The sequence below is a fragment of the Actinomadura sp. DC4 genome, from assembly GCF_030406325.1.
Lineage (GTDB): Bacteria > Actinomycetota > Actinomycetes > Streptosporangiales > Streptosporangiaceae > Actinoallomurus.
In genome coordinates this window covers 69,834-95,630 of record NZ_JAUEQY010000034.1, presented here as the reverse complement: position 1 = coordinate 95,630, position 25,797 = coordinate 69,834, and the positions used below count along the sequence as shown (strand labels likewise).

20 protein-coding genes are annotated in these 25,797 nt (G+C 72.0%); 12 read left to right on the top strand and 8 right to left on the bottom strand.

Going from position 1 to position 25,797, the window contains the following annotated elements:
* Positions 1–51: 51 nt before the first annotated feature.
* Positions 52–1,569 (bottom strand): MFS transporter, encoded by a 1,518-nt coding sequence (locus tag QWU11_RS39405; RefSeq protein WP_290119659.1) that lies wholly within the window; start codon positions 1,567–1,569, stop codon positions 52–54.
* Between the two features lie 355 nt (positions 1,570–1,924).
* On the opposite strand from QWU11_RS39405, the gene QWU11_RS39400 reads away from it, so the two are divergent.
* Complete coding sequence (locus QWU11_RS39400) at positions 1,925–2,473, top strand: EF-hand domain-containing protein (protein ID WP_290119658.1); 549 nt, start codon at positions 1,925–1,927, stop codon at positions 2,471–2,473.
* A 152-nt stretch (positions 2,474–2,625) separates the two neighbouring features.
* On the opposite strand, the gene QWU11_RS39395 is transcribed toward QWU11_RS39400, so the two are convergent.
* The gene (locus tag QWU11_RS39395; RefSeq protein WP_290119657.1) at positions 2,626–2,898 is read right to left on the bottom strand and encodes a hypothetical protein; all 273 of its coding nucleotides are present in this window, start codon (positions 2,896–2,898) and stop codon (positions 2,626–2,628) included.
* 114 nt (positions 2,899–3,012) lie between these two features.
* Entirely contained in the window at positions 3,013–3,570 is a 558-nt protein-coding gene (locus QWU11_RS39390) for a MarR family transcriptional regulator (RefSeq protein ID WP_290119656.1), read from the bottom strand.
* 207 nt (positions 3,571–3,777) lie between these two features.
* Here QWU11_RS39390 and QWU11_RS39385 point away from each other — a divergent pair, with 207 nt between their 5' ends.
* On the top strand, positions 3,778–4,965 hold the full coding sequence (locus QWU11_RS39385; RefSeq protein ID WP_290119655.1) for a sialidase family protein: 1,188 nt from the start codon (positions 3,778–3,780) through the stop codon (positions 4,963–4,965).
* A 5-nt stretch (positions 4,966–4,970) separates the two neighbouring features.
* Here QWU11_RS39385 and QWU11_RS39380 read toward each other — a convergent pair whose 3' ends face one another.
* On the bottom strand, positions 4,971–5,696 hold the full coding sequence (locus QWU11_RS39380) for a FadR/GntR family transcriptional regulator (protein ID WP_290119654.1): 726 nt from the start codon (positions 5,694–5,696) through the stop codon (positions 4,971–4,973).
* 178 nt (positions 5,697–5,874) lie between these two features.
* On the opposite strand from QWU11_RS39380, the gene QWU11_RS39375 reads away from it, so the two are divergent.
* From QWU11_RS39375 to QWU11_RS39340, 8 genes are all read left to right on the top strand, one after another.
* Positions 5,875–7,482: an ABC transporter substrate-binding protein gene (locus tag QWU11_RS39375; RefSeq protein WP_290119653.1), complete on the top strand. Its 1,608-nt coding sequence runs from the start codon at positions 5,875–5,877 to the stop codon at positions 7,480–7,482.
* A gap of 42 nt (positions 7,483–7,524) precedes the next feature.
* Positions 7,525–8,484 (top strand): ABC transporter permease, encoded by a 960-nt coding sequence (locus QWU11_RS39370; RefSeq protein ID WP_290119652.1) that lies wholly within the window; start codon positions 7,525–7,527, stop codon positions 8,482–8,484.
* Positions 8,484–10,439: a dipeptide/oligopeptide/nickel ABC transporter permease/ATP-binding protein gene (locus tag QWU11_RS39365; RefSeq protein ID WP_290119651.1), complete on the top strand. Its 1,956-nt coding sequence runs from the start codon at positions 8,484–8,486 to the stop codon at positions 10,437–10,439. Before QWU11_RS39370 ends, QWU11_RS39365 begins: the two co-directional genes overlap by 1 nt.
* The gene (locus tag QWU11_RS39360) at positions 10,436–11,461 is read left to right on the top strand and encodes an ABC transporter ATP-binding protein (RefSeq protein WP_290119650.1); all 1,026 of its coding nucleotides are present in this window, start codon (positions 10,436–10,438) and stop codon (positions 11,459–11,461) included. Before QWU11_RS39365 ends, QWU11_RS39360 begins: the two co-directional genes overlap by 4 nt.
* Positions 11,458–12,387: a dihydrodipicolinate synthase family protein gene (locus QWU11_RS39355; RefSeq protein ID WP_290119649.1), complete on the top strand. Its 930-nt coding sequence runs from the start codon at positions 11,458–11,460 to the stop codon at positions 12,385–12,387. Before QWU11_RS39360 ends, QWU11_RS39355 begins: the two co-directional genes overlap by 4 nt.
* 13 nt (positions 12,388–12,400) lie before the next feature.
* Entirely contained in the window at positions 12,401–14,197 is a 1,797-nt protein-coding gene (locus QWU11_RS39350; protein ID WP_290119648.1) for a sialidase family protein, read from the top strand.
* Positions 14,194–16,194: a beta-galactosidase gene (locus tag QWU11_RS39345; RefSeq protein ID WP_290119647.1), complete on the top strand. Its 2,001-nt coding sequence runs from the start codon at positions 14,194–14,196 to the stop codon at positions 16,192–16,194. The genes QWU11_RS39350 and QWU11_RS39345 overlap by 4 nt, the downstream gene beginning before the upstream one ends.
* 262 nt (positions 16,195–16,456) lie before the next feature.
* Positions 16,457–16,852 (top strand): hypothetical protein, encoded by a 396-nt coding sequence (locus QWU11_RS39340; protein ID WP_290119646.1) that lies wholly within the window; start codon positions 16,457–16,459, stop codon positions 16,850–16,852.
* Positions 16,853–16,890: 38 nt separating this feature from the next.
* Here QWU11_RS39340 and QWU11_RS39335 read toward each other — a convergent pair whose 3' ends face one another.
* The gene (locus QWU11_RS39335) at positions 16,891–19,242 is read right to left on the bottom strand and encodes an ABC transporter permease (RefSeq protein ID WP_290119645.1); all 2,352 of its coding nucleotides are present in this window, start codon (positions 19,240–19,242) and stop codon (positions 16,891–16,893) included.
* Positions 19,239–19,931 (bottom strand): ABC transporter ATP-binding protein, encoded by a 693-nt coding sequence (locus tag QWU11_RS39330; RefSeq protein WP_290119644.1) that lies wholly within the window; start codon positions 19,929–19,931, stop codon positions 19,239–19,241. The genes QWU11_RS39335 and QWU11_RS39330 overlap by 4 nt, the downstream gene beginning before the upstream one ends.
* A gap of 226 nt (positions 19,932–20,157) precedes the next feature.
* Here QWU11_RS39330 and QWU11_RS39325 point away from each other — a divergent pair, with 226 nt between their 5' ends.
* Positions 20,158–21,429, top strand: a complete 1,272-nt coding sequence (locus QWU11_RS39325) for a histidine kinase (protein WP_290119643.1) — start codon at positions 20,158–20,160, stop codon at positions 21,427–21,429.
* Complete coding sequence (locus QWU11_RS39320) at positions 21,426–22,145, top strand: response regulator transcription factor (protein ID WP_290119642.1); 720 nt, start codon at positions 21,426–21,428, stop codon at positions 22,143–22,145. Before QWU11_RS39325 ends, QWU11_RS39320 begins: the two co-directional genes overlap by 4 nt.
* Positions 22,146–22,203: 58 nt before the next feature.
* Here QWU11_RS39320 and QWU11_RS39315 read toward each other — a convergent pair whose 3' ends face one another.
* A complete protein-coding gene (locus tag QWU11_RS39315; protein WP_290119641.1) occupies positions 22,204–24,126 on the bottom strand; it encodes a hypothetical protein in 1,923 nt (640 codons plus the stop codon).
* Positions 24,127–24,308: 182 nt separating this feature from the next.
* Positions 24,309–25,751 (bottom strand): MFS transporter, encoded by a 1,443-nt coding sequence (locus QWU11_RS39310; RefSeq protein ID WP_290119640.1) that lies wholly within the window; start codon positions 25,749–25,751, stop codon positions 24,309–24,311.
* Positions 25,752–25,797: the final 46 nt, after the last annotated feature.

Here is a 25,797-nt window from a genome sequence, read left to right as displayed (position 1 = left end):
GACGGCAGGGCCCCGCGCGGCGTGAACCGCGCGGGGGCCGGCGTCGCGCCGTCAGGTCACCGAGGCGACCGAGCCGCTGTCGGCCTCGGTCTTGCCGCCGGGGCTCCCGGCGGGCGCCGCCCGTACGGCGTTGAGCGGGGCCGCGATGTCCTCCAGCGAGGCACCCTCGGCCTTCACCCCGAAGATCGCCGCGATCACTCCCGCCAGGATCATGATCCCGGCGGAGATGAGGTAGGCGACGAACAGCCGTCCCGGGTTCGGGTGGTCCTGGTCGCCGATCAGCGACCCGAAGATGGTCGGGCCGAGTGCGCCGAAGACCTGGGCGATGGCGAAGAACAGCGCGATCGCCTGGGAGCGGAGCTCCATCGGGAAGATCTCGCTGACCGTGAGGTAGCCCGAGCTCGCGGCGGCCGAGGCGATGAAGAAGATGACCGTCCACAGCGCCGTCTGCGACACGGCCGTCAGCGCGCCGATCTTGAACAGGTAGCCGCTGAAGGCGAGCAGGGTGCCCGACAGCAGGTATGTACCCGCGATCATCTGCTTGCGGCCGATCGTGTCGAACAGCCGTCCCAGGAGCAACGGCCCCAGCAGGTTACCGGCGGCGAACGCGAAGAAGTACTTGGCCACGTCGTGGTCGGCGACCCCGTAGAAGTGCTTGAGCACCAGGCCGTACGTGAAGAAGATCGCGTTGTACAGGAACGACTGGCTGATCATCAGGGTCGCGCCGAGCAGCGACCGCGTCGGGTACTCGCGGAAGAGCGTCTTGGCGACCTGCAGGAACGAGATCGACTCCTGCGGGCTGATCTCGAGGTACCGGTCCTCGCCGACCGGCTTCAGCTCCTTGCCCGAGCCCTCCACCTCGCGTTCGATCCGCGCGATCGTCCGCTCGGCCTCCTCGGCCTGCCCGTGGGAGAGCTGCCAGCGCGGGCTCTCGGGAAGCGTGCGGCGCAGCGTCCAGATCGCCACGCCCAGGATCGGGCCGATGAAGAAGCCCAGGCGCCAGCCGACGTCGTCGGCGAGCAGCGAGTGGTTGAGCAGGAGGTACTCGCTGAGCGAGCCGATGATCGCGCCGAACCAGTAGGTGCCGCTCACGGCGAGGTCGACACGCCCGCGGTACTTGGCGGGGATCAGTTCGTCGATCGCCGAGTGGATCGCCGCGTACTCTCCGCCGATGCCCATGCCGGCCACGAAGCGGAAGAACAGGAAGATCCCGTAGTTGAACGAGAACGCGGTCAGCCCGTTGGCGACCAGGTAGAGCCCGAGCGTCGCGACGAACAGCTTGCGCCGGCCGAACCTGTCGGAGAGCCGGCCGAACACCAGGGCGCCGACCACCTCCCCGATCAGGTAGATCGTCGCGGAGAAGCCGACGTCTTGTGAGGTGAGATGAAGCGTGCCGGCGTGCTGCAGGACCGGGCCGACGATGCTGGCGATCTGGATCTCCAGCCCGTCCAGCACCCATGCCACGCCGAGCGCGATGATCATCCGAGTGTGGAAGCGGGACCAGGGAAGCCGGTCGATCCTGGCCGGTACGAGACTGCGCACGATGGCCTGCGGGGCGGCCTCTGCCATCGTCTCCTCCTTTTCGGTTGCGGTACCAATCCGTTACGAGACGATGACGATAGGCACTCATACATAACATGTATATAGAACTTGCGAAAAAGGGGAAATCCACGCGAAAAACAGCCACTAAGCACTGCGTAAGCGGGATCAGACCGGCGAATCAATCGCCACATCAGCCGGAAACGGGACACCGAGCCGCGACTCCGCAGGTCAGGAGTAATCGCGCCATAACGCCCCGGCGTCGCCCGTACACCCCTTGACGGCGTTATGCCGATAGTGGCCAACTCGCTACGTACCGTGTCTTTCTCCTGTTCGCCGGGTTAAAAACGGGGGCGACACGTCCACGGCTGCGAAGGACCCCGGAATGGCCATCTCTGAGTCCCAAGCGCACGCGCTGAGGGTGCGCTTCCAGCACTGGGATCGCGACCACAACGGCTTCATCGAGTGGTCCGACATGGAAAACGCCGTGAGGCGGCTCGGCAACGCCTTCGGCCGGGCCTCGGACGCGCCCCAGCGGCTCGCCCTCGTCGAATCCTGCCGGAGGTTCTGGCAGGTGCTCGTCGAGCACACCGACGCGAACGCCGACGGCCGGATCAGCCAGGAGGAGTACGTCAGGGCCTTCGCCGACGGCGTCATGGGTGACGCGGACGTCTTCGACCAGGTCTTCCGCACCCTGCTGGCCGACGTCGTACGGCTCGCGGACGTCGACGGCAACGGGCGCCTGGACCAGGAGGAGTACACCCGCCTGATGGGGAGCTGGTACAACGCCGGCGAGGCGGACGCCGCCGCGGCCTTCCATCTGCTGGACGTCGACGGCGACGGGTTCCTCACGCTCGCCGAGCTCGTCCGCACCGCCTCCGGCGCCTTCGTCGACGACACGCCGCTGATGGCGGTCCCGCCGCCGAGCAGGTGAGCCGCACGACGTACGGCCGACCGGCCCCGAGGCCGCCCCCAAAGCAGGCTCGGGACCGGTCGGTCCATGTCGCCGCTGCACCGGGCGGCGTACGGCCGGCCGGACCCCTACCCCATGTACGGGGCCCGGCCTTGTTGGTCTGAGTCGGTGTCCTAGTCGTCGATCGAGACGCCGTGGTAGCTGATCACGATCCGGGTGTGGCCACCGCCGCGATACCAGCCGTCGCGGTGGTACCCGTAGTAGTCGCCGTGGTGGTGCCAGTGATGGACCCGTCCGTGACCGCGATGGTCTCCGTGGTATCCCGTCTGCCGGGCATAGGTCACGTCGGCCTGCGTGGCCGCCGAGGCGGGCGAGCCCGTGAGGAGGAGTGTCCCGGCCGACGCGGCCGCCGCGATGCTCAGTGAAACGACCGTCTTCTTCATCATGTCCCCTTGGTTCCGTACCGGGCGGCGTGCTCGCCGCGTGTCAGTCCCAAGGACCGCGGACGGCCGATTCTTCGGAATCCTTGTCCGGCGCAATGATCGGAAATAAATCACGCGTCACCGCCGGCCGGGACCGTCGGCGCTCCGGTGGGACGGGCCGGCAAGATCGCCCAGGCGCTCCAGCGGCATCCGGTCGTCGCCGCCGCTGTCGCGGATGTGCGCGACGGCCCGGGGAAGGACGGCGTCGCGGATGTCGCGCCCCCGGTCGGTCAGCACCAGATGCGTCACGCGCCGGTCCCAGGTGTCGATACTGCGGGCCACCAGGCCGCGCGCCACCAGCCGGTCCACCAGGCGGGTCAGGCCGCTGGGCGAGAGTTCGACCTCGCGCGCCAGCCGCGCCGCCGCCTCGCCGCGGCCGGCCTCGCGCCGGGCCGCCGGGTCGGCCGGGATCATCGAGAGCACGTGCATCTCGGTCAGGTTGAGCTGGTGCTCCTCGCGCAGCCATCCGTCCAGGTGGCGGAGGCGTGAGTGGATGAGGTGCAGCGTGCCGATGAAGCGCACGTCCTCGGCGCCCGCGTCCGGCCCGGCCTCGGCGAGCCGGCGTACCTGTCTCTTCTCGCCGGCCTGCCGGGCCTGAAAGATCTGCCGTGCGCGCTCGACCGCGTACTCGCTCATCTCCTGCCTTCCTATCGCTCCGGTTGGGAAACTCTCGGCAAACCTTCGAGTATTCCCAGGTCAAGGCATGATTTGTCGCACAGCGCAGATTCGGTGATCACCCAGCGTCGCCAGTGGAAGGCGCGGGAGCCCGCTTGACGATCTAGATGCGCCCCGTTAACTTGCCGAGGACATAGGACGTCCCATGTCTTCCTGAAAGGGGAAGTCATGCGTCTGTACAAGCACGGCGGGCCTGCCTTGGCCGCAGCGGCTCTGGTGGCGGCCGTCGGCGCGACGCCGGCCCAAGCGGCGTCGGCCCGGTGCTCGATGTCCGTGCCGTACACGGCCGGGACCGAGGGCTACAGCGCGTTCCGCATCCCGGCGGTCATCACCACGAGGTCCGGTGACCTGCTGGCGTTCGCCGAGGGCCGGTCCGACGGGCTCGGGGACGCCGGGAACATCGACACCGTGGTGAAGCGCTCGACCGACGGCGGATGCACCTGGCGCCCCCTGCAGGTCGTCCAGGACAGCGGCGCCAACACCTCCGGCAACCCGGCTCCGGTCGTGACGGCGAGCGGCCGCATCGTGCTGCTGACCACCTACAACGCCGGTACGGCGACCGAGGCGGCGATCCTGCGCGGGCAGGTCTCGGCCGAGGACGGCCGGCGCGTCTTCGTGCAGTACAGCGACGACGACGGCAGGAAGTGGTCCGCGCCGCGCGAGATCACCGCCACGGCCAAGCTGCCCGGCTGGCGCTGGTACGCCACCGGGCCCGGTCACGCCACCCGGCTGACCCGGGGCCCGCACCGCGGCCGGCTCGTCGTCCCGGCCAACCACTCGATCGCTCCCCCGGCCGGCTCCGCCGACCTCGGCTCCGAGGCGAAGTACTACGGCGGGCATGACCTCTACAGCGACGACAACGGCCGGACCTGGCACATCGGCTATGTCGACGACAACACCGACGGCGTGGTCAACGTCAACGAGACGACCGCGACGGAGCTCACGGACGGCCGGGTCTACTTCAACGCCCGCGACCAGAACGGCACGTCGGACGGCACCCGGGCCGGCGCCTACAGCCGGGACGGCGGCCGTACGCTGCGCGCGCCGTTCGCGCCGCAGCCGGCGCTCGCCGGGCCGGTCGTCGAGGGCAGCGTCCTGCAGACGCGCGGGCACAGGGCGCCGCTGCTGTACTCCGGGCCTGCCGACCCGGCCAAACGCGCCGTCATGACCCTGCGCGCCAGCCACGACGGAGGCGTCACGTGGCAGCCGGTGCTCACGCTGTCGCAGCTCCCGGCCTCCTACTCGGACCTGGTCCAGGTCGACTCCCGCACCGTGGGCCTGCTCTACGAGACCGGCAACGCCGGCGCGAACGAGACGATCACCTTCCGCCGGGTCGCGCTGCGCGACCTGGGGTAGGGCGTTCAGTCACGACGGAGCCGGGCGAGCCGTGCGTGGATGCCGGCGAAGTGCGCGCGCATCGCCGCCTCGACGGCCGCCCGGTCCCCCGTCACCACCGCGGCGTAGATGTCGCGGTGCTTGCGGGCGACGTAGGCCGGGCTCTCGTCGGGAGTGCCCAGATCGTCGCTGAGCTGGTGGTAGACCTGCCAGAAGGCGCCGAGGAGCTGACCGACGAGCGGGTTGCCCAGCGGCCGGTAGAGCAGGTCGTGGAAGAGCCGGTCGGTCTCGGGTGAGACCGCGCCGACCAGCGCCTCGGCCTCCATCTGCTCGATCACCTCGCGGACCGGGGAGAGCAGCCCCTCCAGGTCGGCGCCGCTGTGCCGGTCGATCAGACGCCGGGCGAGGCCGTTCTCCAGGATCTCGCGGATCTCGGTGAGGTGCGCGAGGTGGCTCGGCTCGTCCTGCGGGGTGATCCGGCTGTGGAAGGCCAGCTCGTCGACCAGGCCGTTCAGTGACATCTGACCGACGAACATGCCGAAGCCGTGGCGGATGTCGACGATGCCGACGGCCTGGAGGGCTTTCAATGCCTCTCTGACCGAATTGCGGCCTATGTCCAGTTCTTGCATAAGCTCGGACTCCGTCGGCAGCGGGTCTCCGGCGACCAGACCGCGCCGCACGATGATCTCTTTGACCGCCTCCTGCACCTCGAGCGCACGGCTGAACCTGCGGCTCCGAGTGGGGACTGTCACACCGGGACGACCGTCGCGCAACGTCACGGAAATCTCCTGATCATCTGCTCTTGACTCGGGACAAGACCGGCTCTTAGTCTCCAACGCTAGCAGGAGATAGGACGTGGGACGTCCCATATCTACCTCTTGTTCGCCGTCAGATCCGCCGCCCGCCTGACAGTCCACTACAGGAGACACCGTGAGCGCCCCTCGATCCGCCTTCAGCCGCCGTGATTTCCTGCGCTACAGCGGGACGCTCAGTGCCGCGGCCGCCATCTCCACCACGGTCGCCGCATGCGGCGGCCCCGCCTCGACCGGCTCCACCGGCTCCGGCGGCGACAAGAATCTCGCCACGGTCGTCATCGGCTACGGCAACGACCAGAGCTGGGACCCGAGCATGAGCGCGTCGGCCTTCGCGATGGCCGGCAACAACCACATCTACGAGGGCCTGGTCGACACCGACCCGATCACGCGCGCCCCGTACGCCGCGCTGGCCACCGCGCTCCCGGCCGATCCCGCGGCGACCACCTGGAAGTTCTCGCTGCGTCCGGGCGCCAAGTGGCACGACGGGCAGCCGGTGACGGTGGACGACGTGCTGTTCTCCTTCGACCGCGTGCGGGACTCCTCCACCCTGACCTCCTCCTTCTTCGCCACCTGGCTGAAGGACGTCCGCAAGGTCGACGACACCACCGTCGAGCTGGTCTTCAAGTTCTCCTTCCCGGACGCGCTCCAGCGGCTGACCATCGCCAAGATCATGCCGAAGCACGTGTTCGGCGCCCCGGGCGGCTGGGACGCGGCCAAGAACGGCAAGGCCGTCGGCTCGGGCCCGTACAAGATGACCGCGCACAACCCGAAGTCCAACACCACGTTCGAGGCCTTCCCCGACTACAACGGCCCGCGCAAGCCCGTGATCCAGAAGATGAACTGGCTGTCGATCGTGGACGCCTCCGCCCGCGTCGCGAAGATCTCCGGCGGCAGCGCCGAGGCGCAGATCGCCGACAACGTCCCGTACGCCAACATCGACCAGCTCCGCAAGCAGGGGCTCACCGTCGACGGCGGCAAGGGCATGAACCACATGTTCCTGATGTTCAACACGGGCCAGAAGCCGTTCGATGACGTACGGGTCCGGCAGGCGCTCTTCTACGCGATCGACACCAAGAAGATGATCGACGTGGCGCTGAAGGGGCACGGCACGGCGGCCAGCAGCTTCCTCAACCCCCAGAACGCGGCGTACGCCCGCGCGAAGACGGTCTATGACTACGACCCGGCCAAGGCCAAGTCGCTCCTGGCCGCCGCTGGCGTCACCGACCTGACGATCGACCTGATGGCCGTCAACGTGAGCTGGATCGTCGACTGCCTGCCCACGATCGCCAACTCCTGGAAGGCCATCGGCGTCAAGACCTCGCTGGAGCCGCAGGACACGAGCGCGCTGTTCACCAAGATGGACCAGTCGCAGTCCTACCAGGTGGTCGCGGCGGCCTCGAACCCGAACCAGTTCGGTCTCGACGCCGACCTCATCCTGCGTTACAACTACACGTCCGGCGGCACCTGGATGAAGTACACCAAGTGGGACAAGAGCTCGGATGCGACCGCGCTCTTCTCGCTGATGGACAAGGCCGCCGAGGAGCCGGACCGCCAGAAGAAGCTCGCGCTCCTGCACCAGTACATCGACGTCATCGCCGAGCAGGCCGTGCTCTATCCGGTCGTGCACACCGAGCTGATGACCGCCTGGAACCCCAAGAAGCTCACCGGGGTCCGGGCCCAGGCCTACCCCGGCGTCACCCTGCTCCAGGCCAAGCGCACCTGAGCCGCGGCCCCCAACCCCGATCCGACCACCGAGGAGGCACTCGTGGCAGTCGTCGCCAGAATGCTGGTGCGCCGCGTCCTCATCCTGATTCCCCTGTTGCTGGGCGTCGTCCTGTTCGTCTTCGTCGTCATGCGGTTCTCCGACAACAAGCCGGAGTACGCCTACTTCCAGGGCGCCAACCCGACCGCGGCGCAGATCCACCAGTTCCAGGTGCAGAACGGGCTGCTCGACCCGCTGCCCGTACGGTACGTACGTTTCGTCGGGCAGCTCGTCCGCGGCGACATGGGGACGAGCGTGCTCACCAAGGCGCCCGTACGCGCCTCGGTGGCCACCGCACTGCCGCTGACCCTCCAGCTCACGCTGTTCGGCCTGGTGATCGCCGTCGTGCTCGCCCTGATCTTCGGCGTCACCGCGGCGATCTTCCGGGACCGCTGGCCGGACCAGCTCATCCGGCTCGTGTCGCTGGTCGGCGTGGCGGCGCCGGCGTTCTGGCTGGCGCTGCTGATGATCCAGTACCTGGCGGTCGACCGCGGCTGGTTCCCGACCAGCGGTTACGTCAACCCGGCGGACTCCCCCAGCGGCTGGATACGGTCGCTGACCCTGCCGGCGCTGGCCCTGTCGCTGCCCGTCGCCGCCTACCTCACCCGGATCATCCGCACGTCGATGGTGGAGGAGCTCGACAAGGACTACGTGCGCACCGCGATCGGCAGCGGCCTGCCGCCGATCGTCGTGGTGGGCCGCAACGTCCTGCGCAACGCGCTGATCAACCCGCTGACGGTGCTCGGCCTGCGGGTCGGCTACCTGCTCGGCGGCGCGGTCGTGATCGAGACCATCTTCGCGCTCCCCGGCATGGGCCAGCTCATGATCACCGCCGTACGGAACGGCGACCCGGCCGTGGTCCAGGGCGTCGTGCTGACCATCGCGACCGGCTTCGTCGTGATCAACCTCGTCATCGACGTCCTCTACCTGCTGGTCAACCCCCGACTGAGGAGCGCCGGCTGATGCGCAGCGGACTCGCGAAGAGACTGTCACGTGCGGGCATCGGCTTCCGGCGGCTCGGCCCGGCCTCGTGGATCGCCCTCGGCGTCGTGGTCGTGATCATCCTCGCCGCGATCTTCGCGCCGGTACTGGCCCCGCACTCGCCGTACGTGCAGGAGGCCAAGGGCGGCGGTCCCGGCGTGTCGCACTGGATGGGCCTGGACAGCGCCAACCGCGACATCTTCACGCGGCTGCTGTACGGCTCACGCTGGTCGCTGGTCATCGGCCTGGGCGCCACGGCGATCGCGCTGGTCTGCGGCGCGCTGGTCGGCGCGATCGCCGCGATCTCCCGCAGGTCGGTGGACGAGGCGATCATGCGCACGCTCGACGTGATCATGGCGTTCCCGGGCATCGCCCTCGCGGCGGTGCTGGTCGCGGTCTTCGGCGGCGGCATCCCGGTGCTGGTGCTCGCGATCGCCTTCCTCTACATGCCGTCGGTGGCACGGGTCGTCCGCGCGAACGTGCTGGCCCAGTACGGCGAGGACTACGTCGCCGCCGAGCGGGTCATCGGCGCGCGTGCGCCGCACATCCTGCTCCGGCACGTGGCGATCAACTGCGCCGCGCCCGTCCTGGTGTTCTGCACCGTGATGGTGGCGGACGCGATCGTCTTCGAGGCGTCCCTGTCGTTCATCGGCGCGGGCGTACGGCCGCCGGACCCCTCATGGGGCAGCGTCATCGCCGACGGCCGCAACATGGTGCTGCTCGGCGGCTGGTGGGCGACCGTCTTTCCCGGCCTGCTGATCCTCATCACCGTGCTCGCGCTGAACATCCTGGCCGAAGGCGTCTCCGACGCCTGGGCCGCGCCGGCCGAACGCCAGGCGGAGACCTCCCCCGTACGGGCCCGCGAGCGGACGGCGCCGGGCCGGAGCGTCGAGCTCGCGGACCTCACCGAGGCCGCGCGCCGGCTGGCCGGCCGGGCCCGTCCACTGCCGGAGGGCCGCCCGGTCCTGAGCGTGGAGAACCTCACCATCGGCTTCGAGGGCCGTCACAACGGCGTGGACATCGTCGACGGCATCTCCTTCGACGTACGTCCGGGCGAGGTGCTCGGGCTCGTGGGCGAGTCCGGCTGCGGCAAGTCCCTGACCGCGCTCACGATCATGGGCCTGGAGCCGCGCGGCGCCCGCGTCGGCGGCCAGATCCGCTTCGACGGCAAGGACCTGCTGGAGGTGCCGCGGAAGGCGCGGCGGCGGCTGCTCGGCCACGACATGGCGATGATCTACCAGGACGCGCTGTCGTCGCTCAACCCGGCAATGACCGTACGGGCCCAGCTCAAGCAGGTGGTCCGGCGCGGCGGCCACCGCGGCCCGGCCGAACTGCTGGAGCTCGTGGGCCTGGACCCCGGCCGTACGCTCTCGTCCTATCCTCACGAGCTGTCCGGCGGCCAGCGGCAGCGCGTGCTGATCGCGATGGCGCTGTCGCGCGAGCCCAAGCTGATCGTCGCCGACGAGCCGACGACGGCGCTGGACGTCACCGTGCAGGCCCAGGTGATCGAGCTGCTGCTGCGGCTGCGCGCGGAGCTGGACTTCGCGCTCATCCTCGTCTCCCACGACCTGGCGCTCGTCGCCGACGTGACCGACCGGGTCGTCGTGATGTACGGCGGGCAGATCGTGGAGACCGGCGTGACCTCCGCGCTGGTCGGCGCGCCCGCACACCACTACGCCCGCGGCCTGCTGGGTTCGGTGCTCTCGCTGGAGTCCGGCGCGGAGCGCCTCACCCAGATCCACGGCGTGGTGCCCTCCCCTGCCGACTTCCCCGCCGGGTGCCGGTTCGCCGACCGCTGCCCCGCGGCCACCGAGATCTGCGAGACCGAGACGCCGCGCCTGGCCGGCAAGGGCGACCGCCACTCGGTGGCCTGCCACCATCCCGCGCTCGACGTCTCCGCTCCCCTGTCCGCCGCCGGCACCCCGGAGGGCTCATGAACGACGAGAACGCCCCAGGACCACTCGTCGAGCTGGCCGACGTCCACGTCGTCCACAAGGCGCGCTCCGGCGGCCTGTTCACCCGGGACCGGGTGTACGCGCTCACCGGCGCCGACCTGGCGATCGAACCCGGCGAGACCGTCGGCGTCGTGGGCGAGTCCGGCTGCGGCAAGTCCACCCTCGCCAAGGTCCTGGTCGGGCTGCAGAGACCGGCCGCGGGCACGGTCTCCTGCGCGGGCCGCGACATCTGGGCGATGCGCGACACCGAACGCCGCCACGCGATCGGTTCGAACGTCGGCCTGGTCTTCCAGGACCCGTCCACGGCGCTGAACCGCAGGCTGCCGATCCACCGCGTGCTCCGCGACCCGCTCGACGTCCACCGCGTGGGCACGCCGGCCGAGCGCGACGAGCGCGTACGCGAGCTGCTCGACCTGGTCGGGCTGCCCGCCGGCGCCGCGAACCTGCTGCCCGGCCAGATCTCCGGTGGCCAGCGGCAGCGGGTCGCGATCGCGCGGGCTCTCGCGCTGCGGCCACGGCTGCTCGTCGCGGACGAGCCGACCAGCGCGCTCGACGTCTCGGTCCGCGCGCAGATCCTCAACCTGCTGGACGACCTGAAGCAGCGCTTCGGGCTGGCCATGGTCTTCGTCTCCCACGACATCCAGACCGTGCGCCGGATGAGCGACCGCGTCGTGACGATGTACCTCGGGCGGATCGTCGAGGAGACGCGGGCGGACGCGGTCCCCGGCGGCGCGCGCCACCCGTACACGCGGGCGCTCTTCTCCTCCACGCCCGGCCTGCTGTCCCCCATCGACCCGATCCCCCTGGTGGGACCGGTTCCCTCGGCCACCCGGCCGCCGAGCGGCTGTCCCTTCCGCACCCGCTGCTGGAAGGCCGACGACCTCTGCGCCGGGGAGATGCCCGCCGTGGAACCGGACGGCGAGGGCTTCTTCCGCTGCCACCACCCGGTCCTCTCCGGCGCCACCGACCGCGAACTGATCAGCCAAGCACAGGAGCGTTCATGACAAACGCCGCCACGTTGTCCGGCGTCATCCCCCCGGTGTGCACCCCGCTCACCCCGGACCACGAGGTGGACACCGCCTCGCTGACCCGGCTGGTGGACCACCTGCTGGACGGCGGGGTCGACGGGCTCTTCATCCTCGGCTCCTCCTCCGAGGTCGCGTTCCTGCCCGACGGCCACCGCAGAACCGTGCTGGACACCGTGATCGGCCATGTGGCGGGCCAGGTCCCGGTGCTGGCGGGCGTCATCGACATGACCGCGCCCCGTGTCGTCGACCACGTGCGCGTGGCGGTCGAGGCGGGCGCGAACGGCCTCGTCGCCACCGCGCCGTTCTACACGCGTACCCATCCGGCGGAGATCGCGATCCACTTCCGTACGATCGCGGCCCGGTCGGACGTGCCCGTGTACGCCTACGACCTGCCGGTCTCGGTGCACAGCAAGCTCAGCGCGGACCTGCTGCTGGAACTCGCCGACGAGGGCGTGCTCGCGGGGCTGAAGGACTCCAGCGGCGACGAGGGCGGGCTGCGCGAGGTGCTCCTGCGCCGCCGTGAGCGCGACCTGTCCTCGTTCGCCGTGCTGACCGGCTCGGAGCTGACCGTCGACTCGGCGCTGTGGATGGGCGCGGACGGCGTCGTCCCGGGCCTCGGCAACGTCGACCCGCACGGCTACGTGCGGCTGTACCAGGCCGCGTCGCGAGGCGACTGGGACGCGGCGCGTACCGAACAGGAGCGCCTGTTCCAGCTGTTCCAGCTCGTGCACGTCGGCGGGCCGCACATGGGCCGCAGCTCCTCCGCGCTCGGCGCGTTCAAGGCCGCGCTCTACCTGCGCGGCGTCATCGCCCATCCCACGACCGCTCTCCCGCAGATCCCTCTCGACGCCGACGACATCGCCCGGGTCAAGGACCACCTGTCCAAGGCCGCCCTCATCTGACCGGGAGAACAGCGTGCCCCACCTCCGATCCCCTCGTACGGTCGTGGCGCTCGTCGCCGCGGCGCTTCCGTTCGCCACGGCCGCCACCAGTGTCAGGACCGCTCCGGAGTTCGCCGAACAGGTGCTGTTCTCCCAGCACACCGAGGGTTACTTCTGCTTCCGCATCCCCGCCGTCGTCAGGGCGAAGGACGGCACCCTGCTCGCTTTCGCCGAGGGCCGCGTCAACGGCTGCGGCGACGCCGGCGACATCGACCTCGTGCTCAAGCGCTCCACCGACGGCGGCCGTACGTGGGGCCCGCTCCAGGTCGTCCTGCCCGGCGACGGGGACACACGCGGCAACCCGGCCCCGGTCGTGGATCGGCGGACCGGCCGCATCGTCCTCATGACGACCTGGAACCCCGGGGCCGACGCCACCATCCGGCACCCGTTCGTGCAGTACAGCGACGACGACGGCGCCACGTGGTCCGCGGCGCGCGACCTCACCGGTCAGCTCGTCAAGCCCGCCTGGAACTCCTGGTACGCCACCGGTCCCGGCCATGCCATCCAGCTCCGGCACGGACCGCACAAGGGACGACTCATCGTGGCGGCCAACCACGAGGGGGACGGCGGCGCGCTCGCGGGCGGCCCGCAGGGCGGCCACCTCGACTACAGCGACGACGGCGGCACGACCTGGAAGATCGGCGCGGAGGACACCCGCACGACCAACGACGTGAGCCCGGGTGAGCTGAGCGCCACCGAGCTCGCCGACGGCCGGATCTACGTCAACGCGCGTGACAACACCGGCACCGACCCGGGCAACCGGACCATCGCCACCAGCAGCGACGGCGGGCGGACCTTCGACGCCCCGTTCCGCACACTGCCGAGGCTCGACGCGCCGAAGGTTCAGGGCTCGGTGCTGCGGGTCGGGCACCGGATCTTCCTGTCCGTCCCGGACCACCCGGTCAGCCGCGAGATCATGGCGGTCCGCACGTCGTCCGACAACGGACGGAACTTCCAGAAGGTCGGCAAGGTCGTCTACTGGGGCCCGTCCGCGTACTCGGACCTGATCGACCAGGGCGGCGGCCGGCTCGGGCTGCTGTACGAGGCGGGCCAGGCCGGGCCGTACGAGGAGATCCGCTTCGCCCGGTTCAACGACGCGTACCTCAAGACGCCCAACGGGACTCCCCCGGGCCTGCCCAGGCCGCCCGCGCCCGGCCCGACGACGCCCGACCTGTCCGGGTACCGCAACGACGGCTACGTTCGTGGCGAGATGACCGTTCCGGGGGAGTTCGACGGCGTCGACGACTACGTGCAGGTCCCATGGGCGCGCTCCCTCGACCTGGGCGCCGGCGACTTCACCTGGCACGCGCGGATCCGCTACTCCGACACGGCCGGGACCCACGTCATCCTGTGGGCCTACAGGGTGGGCAGCAGCGCTCCGCAAGTCTGGCTGCGGGCCGAACCGGCGAACAAGCGGCTCGTCGCCCTCATCGGGACCGGCGGCGGCACCGCGACCGTGAGCACGACGCAGGCCTACAACGACGGGCAGTGGCACGACGTCGTCCTGCGGCGCTCGGCCGGGACGCTCGCCCTGTCGGTCGACGGCCGGGCCGCGTCCGTGGCCGATCCCGGCGGGTCGGTCACCGAAGGGCAGCAGTTCACCATCGACGGCATCGACGTCGGCCAGCGCCTCGACGGGGTGCAGCGCTTCCACGGGTCCGTCTCCGACGTGCGGATCTACTCCCGCGCCGTCCCCGACGACGAGCTCGCCACCGCCCGCCGCCGCCTGCGCCTGTCGCTCCCGCTGGACCGGATCGGCGGTGAGGGGTGAGGCGGATCGCCCGCCTGCGGGACCGGCTCGGCGTCGCCTACGGCGGCGACTACAACCCCGAGCAGTGGCCCGAGCACGTCTGGGACGAGGATCTGGCGCTGATGAGGGAGGCCGGCGTCTCCCTGGTCAGCGTCGGCATCTTCTCCTGGGCCTCGGTCGAGCCACGTCCGGGGGAGTATGACTTCGGGTGGCTCGACCGGGTTCTCGACCGGCTGGCGGCCGGCGGCGTCGCGGCCTGCCTGGCGACCATGACGGCCTCGCCGCCGCCCTGGCTCACCACGCTGCACCCGGAGATGCTCACCGTACGGAAGGACGGGCGGGCGATCACGCCGGGTGGGCGGCAGCACTACTGCCCGTCCAGCCCGGTCTACCGCGAGCACGCCGTACGGCTGGCCGAGCGGGTCGCCACCCGCTACGGCGGCCATCCGGCGCTGGCGCTCTGGCACGTCGGCAACGAGTACGGCAACGTCGTCCCCTGCCACTGCGACGTGTCCGCGGCGGCGTTCCGGCGCTGGCTCGCCGCCCGGTACGGCTCGGTCGCCGGCCTGAACGACGCCTGGTCGACGCGGTTCTGGGCGCAGGGGTACGGCGCGTTCGAGGAGGTGCTGCCGCCGCGCTCGCCGGCGCCGTTCGCCAACCCCGCGCAGGAGCTGGACTACGCGCGGTTCACCTCCGACGAACTTCTGGCCTGCCACCTGGCGGAGAAGGAGGTGCTGGACCGCGTCACGCCGGACGTCCCGGTCACGACCAACTTCCCGCCGTCGCTGCGCCCGGTCGACCAGTGGACCTGGGCGCCGCACCTGGACGTCGTCGCGTACGACGCCTACCCCGATCCGGACGACGATGACGCCGTCGCCAAGGTCGCGCTGTCGTACGACGTCATGCGCTCGCTGCGCGACGGGCAGCCCTGGATGCTGATGGAGCAGGCCCCCGGCGCGGTCAACTGGCGCCCGCGCAACGCCGCCAAGCCGCCCGGCGCGATGCGGCTGTGGAGCTGGCAGGCGGTGGCGCACGGCGCCGACGCGGTGATGTTCTTCCAGTGGCGACAGTCACGCGGCGGGGCGGAGAAGTTCCACTCCGCGATGGTCCCGCACGGCGGCCCGTCGAGCCGGATCTTCGGCGAGGTGCGCGAGCTGGGCCGGGAACTGTCCGCCGCCCGTACGCTGGCCGGCGCGCGTGCGCCGCGAGCCGACGCCGCGCTGGTGCTGGACTGGCCGAGCTGGTGGGCGCTGGAGGGCCCGGCGCATCCGAGCTCGGAGGTGCGCTTCCTCGACGCCGCCTGGGCCTGCCACCGCCCGCTGCACGACGCGAGCGTCGCGTGTGACGTCGTACGGGCGGACGGCGACCTGTCGGCGTACCGGCTCGTCGTCGTGCCGAACCTCTACCTGACCTCCCCGGAGGCCGGGCGCGGCCTGGAGCGGTACGTCGAGGAGGGCGGCACGCTGGTCATGGGATTCTTCTCGGGCATCGTGGACCCGTGCGACCGCGTGCACCTGGGCGGCTACCCGGCGCCGTTCCGGCGGATGCTCGGCCTGCGCGTCGAGGAGTTCCATCCGCTGCCCTCGGGCGGGACCGTCCCCCTGTCGCGCGGCCTCGGCGGCGTGTGGTCGGAGGAGGTGTGCCTTGAGGGCGCGGAGGCCGTCGAGCTGTTCGCGGCGGGCGCCCTCGCGGGGCGGCCGGCCGTGACCCGGCACCGCTTCGGCCGGGGTACGGCGTGGTACCTCGCCACCCGGCCCGACCGGACCACCATGCGCCACCTGTTCGACCGCGTACGGGAGGAGGCGGGGGTGGACCCGGTACTGCCCGGCCTGCCGGAGACCGTCCAGGCGCGCGTCCGCCAGACCGAGGACGGGCCGCGTTACATCGTCCTCAACCACGGAACCGAGGCCGCCGAGGTCCCCCTGCCCACGCCGATGCGCGACGAACTGACCGGAACGGAACCGTCCGGGCTCCTGCGCCTCCCCGCACGCGGCGTGGCGGTCCTGCGCCCGGCCTGACCGAATCGATCCATGAAGGCCGCCGCCTGGCACAGGCTCGGGATTCGACCTGACCGGGGACGATGGCTCCCGCCACACCCGCCGCTGATCCACATCCTCATGGCAGCTCTCTTCGGCCTCGTCGTATTCGGTGGCGGGGCTGCGGGGGGATTGATACGTTCTACCGGCTTCCGTCCGATCTTGGCCGAAGGGGCGTGTGGGGCCGCCTGAGCCTTGTCCGCAGGATGCGCCCCTCTGTTCCCTCTCGAAGGTCGAGGTCTCCGTGGCCAGACGCTGGGTGTTCTCGGTGGCCGGAGCGGTCGTGCTCCTCGTCGCGGCGGCGGCCGTACTGGCCGGCGTCTTCGGCGGGCACGGGTCCCGCGACGTGGCCGCCCGGACGCGGATGACGCCGTCGCCGTTCCTCCTGGCCACGCCAGCGCCCAGCCCCACGCCCACACCCGCGCCCCGTCACGCCGTGCGCAAACACCGTAAGGCCACGCCCGCGCGCTCCGCGGCGGCCCGCCACGGCCGGTCGCGTCACCACTCCTGGGGCTCCCAGGCGGACCCCTGCGCGCACAACCATCACTGCTACGTCCCTCCTGCTCCCCCGCTGAAGCCGGACCCGCGGCCCCCGATCGGCCCGCCGGTGGGGACCGTGAGCGGCGCCCCCGTCGGCTGACCACGCGCGGCCCCGGTCCGGCCGGGGCCGCGCGCCGTCTACTCGGTGCGCAGCGCCGTGGCCGTACGGGCCTTGGCGGCCCAGCCGGCCGGAAGTGAGGCGCCGAGCACCGCGATCGCCACTCCCGCCAGCCCGAGGAACACCAGCTCCAGCGCGTGGTAGACCGAGAGGACGTCCGGGGGGAGCGCCGTGCCCGCGCCCTCTCCCATCCGTGGCAGGACGAAGCCGTGCAGCGCCACGCCGATCGGCACGCCGATGACCCCGCCTACCAGGCCCAGCGCCGCCACCGAGGCCATCACCATGGTGATGGTCTGCCGGGGCGACATCCCGACGGCCTTGCAGACGCCCAGGTCGTGGACGCGTTCCCGCGTGTCCAGGACGACGGAGTTCAGCACGCCGAGCCCGGCGACGGCGACCAGCAGGAGCGTGAGGGTCGCGGCCATCGCCTCGATGATGATGAGAAGGCCGCCGCCCGAGTCGTCGTTGCGCACCGCCTCTCCGTTCGTCGACGCCATCGCCCCGTTGAGCCGCACGATGTAGCCGCTCGCGTCGGCCCCGGGCTTCAGCACGATGTCGAAGGAGTCGATGGGCGCCCCTCCCTTGATCGCCGCGAACGAGGCGGCGTCCGCGTCGATCTTCATCCCGTCGTCGCCCGGGTCGAAGGCCTCGCCGACGATCCGCAGCGGCACCCGTACGCTCTGGTCGACGACCGTGATGGTGTCGCCGATCCTCTTGCCGCTCGCGCTGAGGAAGTGGGTCGGCACGACCACCTGTCCCGGGCCGGTGAACCAGTGCCCCGCGATCATCTCGTAGGCGGCGTCGCGCGAGTCGCCCTCGAAGAGCTGGGCGGGCACCGTACCCTCGACGCCCTCGACGTTGACCTCGTGGTGGGCCTTCCCGTAGTACGACTGCGTGGCCGGCTGCGCCTTGATGGCGCCGGTGATCTGCGCGCGGTCGGCGGCGGACAGGCTGGGCGGCCCGTCCGGAGCACCCGACGCGGGCTGCTTGACCAGGACCGAGACCGCGGCCTCCGCCGAGGGATGCTGGGCGTCCGCGACGGCGTTCAGCGACGAGGTGAGGCCGACCGCGAAGGTCGCCGCGGCCGTGCCGAACACCACCGCGGCGACCATGGCGGCCGTACGGACCGGGCGTGCGAACGGGCTCGCCAGGCCGAGGGTCACCGCGCGCGGCAGCGGCAGCCGTCCGACGGCGCGGTGCGCCCACTGGCCGCGACCGGTGCTCGGCGCGCGGCCGACGGCGATCGCCTCGATGGACCGCAGCCGCCCGGCGCGCAGCGCCGGCACGAGTGCGGCGGCCACGACCACGGCCAGGGCGACCGCAGGCACGGCGAGGTCGACCCACCAGGCCACCGACAGCTTGGGGCTCCCGTACACCTGCCCCGCGTCGCCCAGCAGCGGCAGCGCCAGCAGGTTGCCGAGCACGACGCCCAGGGCGGTGCCGATCACGGCCGGGATGAGCGCCTGGGCGATGTAGGCGCGGACGACCTGGCCGGGGGTGAAGCCGATCGCCTTGAGGATGCCGATCCTGCGCAGGCTCGACCCGACCGCGCCGCTGACCACGCTGGAGACGATGATGACCGACATGCACAGGCCGAGCGCGCCGAAGGCCATGAGGAAGGGCACCCACGGGCCCGAGGACGCGTCGGCGCTGAACTTGGTGTCGAGGTAGGACCGCGTGCCGACGAGCGCCCCCTGCGGCAGCGCCGACGCGAGTGTCGTCCGGCCGGCGGCGATCTGCGTCTTGGTGCCGGCGGAGGCGAAGCGGTAGAGCATCTCCGCGGTGGCGGGGGCGCCCTTCGCCCGGAGCGCGCGGAGCTGGCCGGGCACGACCCACGCGTCCCCGGTCTGGCTGACCGACTGGGCCCGGCCGACGACCGTCAGCGCCGGGCCGTCCGGGACCCGCAGGACGGAGCCGAGCGGGAAGATCTCGGGCGGGAAGCCGGTCGGGATCACGATCTCGCCCGGTTTCGCCGCCCACCGCCCGGAGTCCAGGGTGAGGTCGTCGACGCCGCCGCCGGGCGTGGCCCGGCCGACGACCGTGAGCTGCGGCGCCCGGACGCCCTTCGGGTCGAGCGGGTTGATCACCGCGGTCTCGTACGGCCCGGCGCTCGCGGTGACGCCGGACAGGTGCGCGGTCACGGCCAGCTGCGCCGCGCTCGCCTTGGCCGTGTCCACCTGCGCGATCAGATGCGGGCCGTGCTGGCGGGCGAAGGCGTGGTCGAACGGCTGGGAGGAGGCGACCATCAGCGATCCCGCGACGACCGCCGAGGCCACCGCCATCAGCGTGGCCAGGGTGACCACCAGGGTCTGGACGCGCCGCCGGCCCACTCCGGACCGTACGACCCGGCTCATCGCGCCGAGTCCCCTCATCGGGTGAGCTCCGCCCTCTGGTCGGACGCCACGTGGCCGTCGACCAGGTGGACCGTCCGGCTCGCGCACGCCTCGGCGAGGGCGAGGTCGTGGGTGACCAGCACGATGGTCTGGCCGCCCCGGTGGAGTTCGACCAGCAGTTCCCGTACGTCCTGGCCGGACGCGGTGTCCAGCGCGCCGGTCGGCTCGTCGGCGAGCAGCAGCGCCGGGCGGTTGACCAGCGCCCGCGCGATCGCGACGCGCTGGCGTTCGCCGCCGGACAGCCGGCCGGGGTACGCGTGTGCGTACCGCTCGATGCCGAGCGTCTCCAGGAGCTCGGAGGTACGGGCGGCGGCCTTGGCGCGCGGCATCCCGGCGAGCTGGGCCGGCAGCAGGACGTTGTCGGCGACGGTCAGGTCGTCGAGCAGGTTGAAGAACTGGAAGACCATGCCGATCCGCTCGCGGCGGTACCGCGCCAGCGCCTGCTCGCCGAGCCGCTCGATCCGCCGGCCGGCCACGGTCACGGTGCCGGAGGTCGGCTTGTCGAGACCGGCGATGAGGTTGAGCAGCGTGGACTTCCCGCTGCCGGAGGGCCCGGTGACGGCGAGCGCCTCACCGGCCTCGACCGTGAGCGTCAGCGGTCCCAGCGCCCGCGTGTCCGCGCCGTCGTATCCCTTGGTCGTGCGTTCCAACTCGATCAGGTTTCCCACGAGGGGTTCGTCCTTCCGCGATCGGCGGGCCGCGAACCGCGGCCGAGGCTGGTGAAAGCGAAGGTAGGCGTGGGTCCCGGCCGCGCGCGTCGCCCGCCGCGTCGAGATCGGATACCCCATGCGGAGGACCCGCCGCGGTGTCATCACTGCGATGTAGATCGCGGGAACGGGCCCCTGGTCAATCGGGCCGATGCGCCGGCCTCCGGGGAGGCGTGACAATGAGACGGTGTACAGGGTCGAGTGGCGCGTCCGGTGGCAGCAGCTGCGCGACATGCTGCGCCCGGAGCCGAAGGGCGCTCCGCCGTCCCGGGTGGCGACGGTCTCCGACGCGGTGCTCGCCGTCGTCTTGACCCTCCTCGCGCTGGCGTCGGCACACCGGCCCTCCGACACGGTCGTCCACGTGGACCCGCGCGTCGGGGACCCGCCCGCACCGCCCGAGCCGCCCGAGCCGCCGCCTCCGGGCGTCGTGTTCCACCACACGCCCTGGCTCCTCACCGTGCTCACGGTGCTGCCGCTGGTCGCCCGGCGCCGCTATCCGCTGGTCGTCTTCTGGATCGTCATGTTCGCCGCGCAGGAGGTACGCGACGGCGCGACCCTGATCACCGTGCTCGCGTACGTGATCGCCGCGTACAGCGCCATCGCGTACAGCCGCTACCGGGCGCAGGCGACGGCGAGCCTCGTGCTGGCGGCCGTACTGGCCGGGGTCGCGTTCCGCCACACCGACCCGTCGCTGCCGGGCTGGTCGGGGCCGTTCTTCGTCCTCCTGGTCGCCGGCGTCGTCGCCACCCTCATCCGCTCGTGGCAGCGGCGGCTGCGGGCGAGCCAGCTCCGGCTGACCGAGCTGCAGCGGACACAGGAGGAGGCGACCCGCCAGGCCGTCGAGCTGGAGCGCGCCCGGATCGCCGCCGAGCTCCACGACGTGGTGACCCACAATGTCAGCGTGATGGTGATCCAGACCGGTGCGGCGCGCAAGGTGATGGACGCCGAGCCGGAGCTGTCCAAGGAGGCCATGCTCTCGGTCGAGGCCAGCGGCCGGGCCGCCCTGTCCGAGCTACGGCACGTCATGGGCCTGCTGTCGGCCACCGACGACGAGCGGCCCGACGGGCTGGAGCCGCAGCCCGGGCTCGACCGGCTCGACGGCCTGATCGAGGGGGTGCGCGCCGCGGGGGTCCCGGTGAACGTCGCGGTGTCCACGCCGCCCGGGTCCCTGCCCCCCGGGGTCGACCTGACCGCGTACCGGGTCGTCCAGGAGGCGCTGACCAACACGATCAAGCACGCGGTCGGCGCGACGGCCACCGTCACGATCGGCTACGACGGCGACTGGCTGGAGATCGAGGTCGCCGACACCGGCGGGACGCCGGGCGCCGGAGCGGGTGCGGGCCGCGGCCTGATCGGGCTGCGCGAGCGGCTGGCCGTCTACGGCGGGACCCTGGAGACCGGGCGGCGGCTCCCGGCCGGGTTCCGCCTCAGCGCACGGCTCCCCTGGACGGGCACATGAGCGAACGAACCGACAACGCCCCCTCCTCCGGCGAAGGAGGGGGCGCGCGCCTGCGCGCGGTCATCGCCGACGACCAGTCGCTCGTACGGACCGGGTTCCGGATGATCCTCGCCGCCGACGGCATCGAGGTGGTGGCCGAGGCGGTCGACGGGGTCGAGGCGGTCTCCGCCGTACGCCGCTCCCGGCCCGACGTCGTGCTCATGGACATCCGCATGCCGCGGATGGACGGCCTGGAGGCCACGCGGCGGATCCTGGCCGACGGGGGCGAGACCCGGGTCATCATCCTGACCACCTACGACCTCGACCACTACGTGTACGGCGCGCTCACGGCGGGCGCGAGCGGGTTCCTGCTCAAGGACGTCACGCCCGAGTACCTCGTGACCGCGGTACGCCTGGTCCGCGCCGGTGACGCCCTGCTCGCACCGAAGATCACCCGCCGCCTGATCGAGCGCTTCGCCGCCCGCGACGAGACGCGCGCGAGCCTGCACCGCGACCTGTCCGAGCTGACACCGCGCGAGCTGGAGGTGCTCCGCCTGCTCGGCACCGGGCTGTCCAACGCTGAGCTCGCCGCCCGCCTGACCCTGAGCGCCGCGACGGTGAAGACCCACGTGGCGCGCATCCTGTCCAAACTCGGCCTGCGCGACCGCGTCCAGGCCGTGGTGCTCGCCTACGAGACGGGCCTGATCTCCCCCGGCGCCCCGGCCGACGCCGACTGACAGTGATGATGTAGATGAGCCCCGCCGCGCCCGGCGGCGGGGTCTGCGCCGACGGCGGTCAGCCAGGCCGGTAGCAGCAGCGCATGCCGGTCTGGATGGTGGCGCGTAACTCGGCGCCGATCACCGGGTCGGCCTCGGTGATCCGGCTCAGCGCGCGCCGGATGGCCTTGCCGACCGCGATCCGGGCCCGTTCGGGGTTGCCGGCGAACTCCCGCGACCGCCCGCCCAGCCCGGCCGAGGCGGACATCTCGGCGATCAGCCAGTCGCGCTCGACACGGAGGGCGTCCGTCGCGGACCCGTTCGGCCCGTACTCCTCGATCTCATCGCGCAACTGCGCCAGCCGCGCCTCGTACTTCTGCTTGGCCACCTCGTCCAGGACCGGCTGGGCGGACTCCACGGCGACGCCCTCGGCCACGCCCGCCGCGTCGAGCAGGCCGGCCCCGGCGGCCAGGTCGGTCGCGAGGATCTCATAGCCCGGGTTGGCGAGCAGGCTCGCCAGGTGCCGCATCCCCACGCTGTGCTCGACGAGCACGGACCGGGAGCCCAGCTCGACGTGCCACTGCCGGCCGCGCCGCCGGCACACCACCGCGGGCGCCCCCGCCCCGGCCGCGAGACCGTGCTCCGCGACGGCGGGCGCCGCCATGCCGAGCGCCGCCGCGTCCTGCGCGGCCAGGGCCAGCTCCCGGTGCGCCGCCTCGCTCCGCGGTCCGTCCCGCAGCAGAAGCGCCTGGCCGAGGCGCGACCGGGACAGGACCACGGCCGGCCAGTGTCCCAGGGCGAGGTTCGCGCGGACGGCCGCGTTCAGGTGCTCGATCGCCGTCGCCACGTCGCCGCTGGTCAGCGAGGCGACCCCCAGGCTGTGGTGGACCGACCCGAAGCACGTGACGCCCAGGCTGGCGATCATCGGGAGCCGCGCGAACGGGCTGAGCAGGGCGTAGGACTGGGCCGCCGTCTCGGTGTCGCCGAGCAGGTGGGCCGCCTCCACGACGCAGTACATCATCGTCAGCCAGCTACTCGAGTGCGACAGCGCCGCCAGGTTCCGGCCGCGCAGGCGGGCCAGCATGCCCTCCGCCAGCCGCCGGTCCCCCGCGCTCGCCGCCGCCACCGCGAGGGCCGCGAAGTAGGCGTTGTCCACCGTGCTCAGCGTCGGCGAGTCCACCAGCTCCGACAGCATCGGCACGAGCTCGGCGATCCGGCCCTGGTACCACCGGATCGAGCCCAGCTGCGCCCCGTACCAGCCGACCGCGTCGACGTCGCCGGCCGCCACCCCGCGTTCGGCGCAGTTGCCGGACAGAGTCTCGGCCTCGGCGAAACGGCCGTCTCTGATGGCGAGCATCACCTCCATCGCGCCGACGACGAAGCCGACCGCCAGATGGTCGTCGTCCGCGAGCGCGCCGCGCAGCTCTTCCAGGCGGCGTTCGGCGTGCGGATCGGCGCCCAGGAACAGGTCGACCGTGTACCACATCAGGCCCATCATCCGGTCGCCGCGGCGCCTCGTCCGCGCCGCCGCGGCGATCAGGTCACCGGCCAGCTTGAGCCGCAGCGCCCCGTGCGCCGGGCCAAGAACGCAGTGGTGGGCCAGGCTCAGCGCCTCGGCGAGCGCGACCTCGTCGCCCGCCCGTCGCGTCTCCGTCACCATCGCGAGGATCGCGGCGTGCGTCCCGTTGCGGTAGTCCTCCTCCCCGGCCAGCCGTACGCGCAGCCGGAGCGCGAGCGAGGAGTCCGCGTCGAGCATCGTCAGGGCGTCGCGCTGACGCTCCCGTACGATCGCCGCGTCTCCCGCCGTACGGTGCTCGTGCACCCAGAGTCCGCCCAGGCCCAGCGCCGCACGCGCCATCGCCTGCTCGTCGTGGTTCCGCTCGGCCTCGTGGTAGGCCGCGTCCAGCCACTTCCGGCCGGTCCGCAGGTCTCCCTCGACGAACAGCGCGCGTTCGCCGACCAGCAGGGCCGACCGTTCGCTCTCCCCGGCGGTGGGGCTCACCACCGCCAACTTCCCTGACGTTCCCACAGGCATACCCCCGTGGCGGCGATCCCCATCGCCGCCGTCATGTCCGGGCGGTCCCCGGCTTCCCCCGCCGTTTGCAGGACCGCGAACTGCACTAGGCACGGATGAGGCTCGCATTTGGTTCAGAAAACTCCGAATGAGATTCGACACGTTCGCCGTCACGCGGCGCCGGCCCGGATCGAGCGGCGGCCGCGGCCGAGCCGGGCGATCAGGACGCCGAGGAGTGTCACGCCGCCGGCCAGCACGTACGCCGTGCTCAGGCCTCCGGTGAGCTCGCGCCGCAGCGGCTCGCCGGTGAGACCGCCGGTTCCGGCGTTCGTGATGAGGACCATGAGGGCGACGCCGACCGCCAGCCCGGCCTGGTGGGTCACGGACGCCATCCCCGAGGCGACGCCCTGCTCCTCCGCCGCCACCCCGTCGCCCGCGGCGATCCACATCGCGGTCCAGACGACGCCCATCCCGAAGCCGGTCACCATGACGCCGGGCAGTACCGCGGCGAACGGCGCGTGCGGGGACAGTGTGAGGCCGAGTAGGACCATTCCGGCCGCGCCGGACACCAGTCCTGCGGTCAGGGCGGCCCGCATGCCCGTACGGGTGACGAGGCGCTCGGCGACCCGGGTGCCGGCGATGTTGAGCAGCGTGAGCGGCAGGTACGCCAGTCCCGTACGCAGGGGGTCGTAGCCGAGGACGTCCTGGAGAAAGACGGTCAGCAGGTAGTACTGGGCGCCGAGGCCGGCCCCGAACACGGCCGTGACCCCCATGGCCGTCACCAGGCCGGCGCGCGCGAACAGGCGCGGCGGCATGAGCGGGTCACGGCCGCGTACCTCGATCACGGCGAACGCCACGAGCAGCGCGACGCCGAGGCCGAAGGCGGCGAGGACGGACGAGGAGGTCCATCCCCACCCGGGTCCCTGCGCCAGGACGAGGACCAGCAGCGTGATCCCGGCCGTCGCGGTCAGCGCTCCCGGCAGGTCGAAGCGGCGCCTCCCCACCGCGGCGCGGGCGGCGTCGGCGGGCAGGAGCGGGACCGCGGCCGGGAGCGCGACCCCGGCCAGCAGGACGAAGAGGAAGAAGACCGACTGCCAGCCGAACAGGTCGGTGAGCACCCCGCCGAGGAGCGCGCCTCCCGCGAGGCCGCCGCCGCCCGCGGCCGCCCAGACGGCGAGCGCGCGGTTGCGCTCCCGGCCCTCCGGGAAGGTGCCGCCGATGAGCGAGAGCGTGGCGGGGAACAGCAGCGCCGCGCCCAGTCCCTGCGCCGCGCGGACCGCGATCAGCACGCCCGGGCTTCCGGCGAGGGCGCCGGCCAGCGAGGAGACGGCGTACAGGACGAGGGCGAGGACGAACATCCGGCGCCGCCCCAGCAGGTCCGCCGCGCGCCCGCCGAGCAGCATGAAGCCGCCGAGCGCGACCGCGTACGCGCTGACCACCCACTGCAGCGTCTGGCCGGAGAAGTCCAGGTCGCGGCCGATCCGGGGCAGCGCGACGTAGACCACGTTGTAGTCGGCGGCGATGATGAACTGCGCGAACGCCAGCAGCGCCAGTGACCATCCAGGGTGGCGGAGCCGTGGCGGGCGCGGGTGGAGGAGTGTCTCGCTCGTCATCCCGACACGGTAGAAGTTGCCATCGGTGTCAGGTTCAAGTCCCGCC

Coding starts and splice junctions, on each gene's coding strand:
- QWU11_RS39335 (WP_290119645.1), bottom strand. CDS start 19,242: ATGAGGGGACTCGGCGCGATGAGCCGGGTCGTACGGTCCGGAGTGGGC.
- QWU11_RS39355 (WP_290119649.1), top strand. CDS start 11,458: ATGACAAACGCCGCCACGTTGTCCGGCGTCATCCCCCCGGTGTGCACC.
- QWU11_RS39365 (WP_290119651.1), top strand. CDS start 8,484: ATGCGCAGCGGACTCGCGAAGAGACTGTCACGTGCGGGCATCGGCTTC.
- QWU11_RS39360 (WP_290119650.1), top strand. CDS start 10,436: ATGAACGACGAGAACGCCCCAGGACCACTCGTCGAGCTGGCCGACGTC.
- QWU11_RS39395 (WP_290119657.1), bottom strand. CDS start 2,898: ATGATGAAGAAGACGGTCGTTTCACTGAGCATCGCGGCGGCCGCGTCG.
- QWU11_RS39310 (WP_290119640.1), bottom strand. CDS start 25,751: ATGACGAGCGAGACACTCCTCCACCCGCGCCCGCCACGGCTCCGCCAC.
- QWU11_RS39385 (WP_290119655.1), top strand. CDS start 3,778: ATGCGTCTGTACAAGCACGGCGGGCCTGCCTTGGCCGCAGCGGCTCTG.
- QWU11_RS39400 (WP_290119658.1), top strand. CDS start 1,925: ATGGCCATCTCTGAGTCCCAAGCGCACGCGCTGAGGGTGCGCTTCCAG.
- QWU11_RS39390 (WP_290119656.1), bottom strand. CDS start 3,570: ATGAGCGAGTACGCGGTCGAGCGCGCACGGCAGATCTTTCAGGCCCGG.
- QWU11_RS39405 (WP_290119659.1), bottom strand. CDS start 1,569: ATGGCAGAGGCCGCCCCGCAGGCCATCGTGCGCAGTCTCGTACCGGCC.
- QWU11_RS39320 (WP_290119642.1), top strand. CDS start 21,426: ATGAGCGAACGAACCGACAACGCCCCCTCCTCCGGCGAAGGAGGGGGC.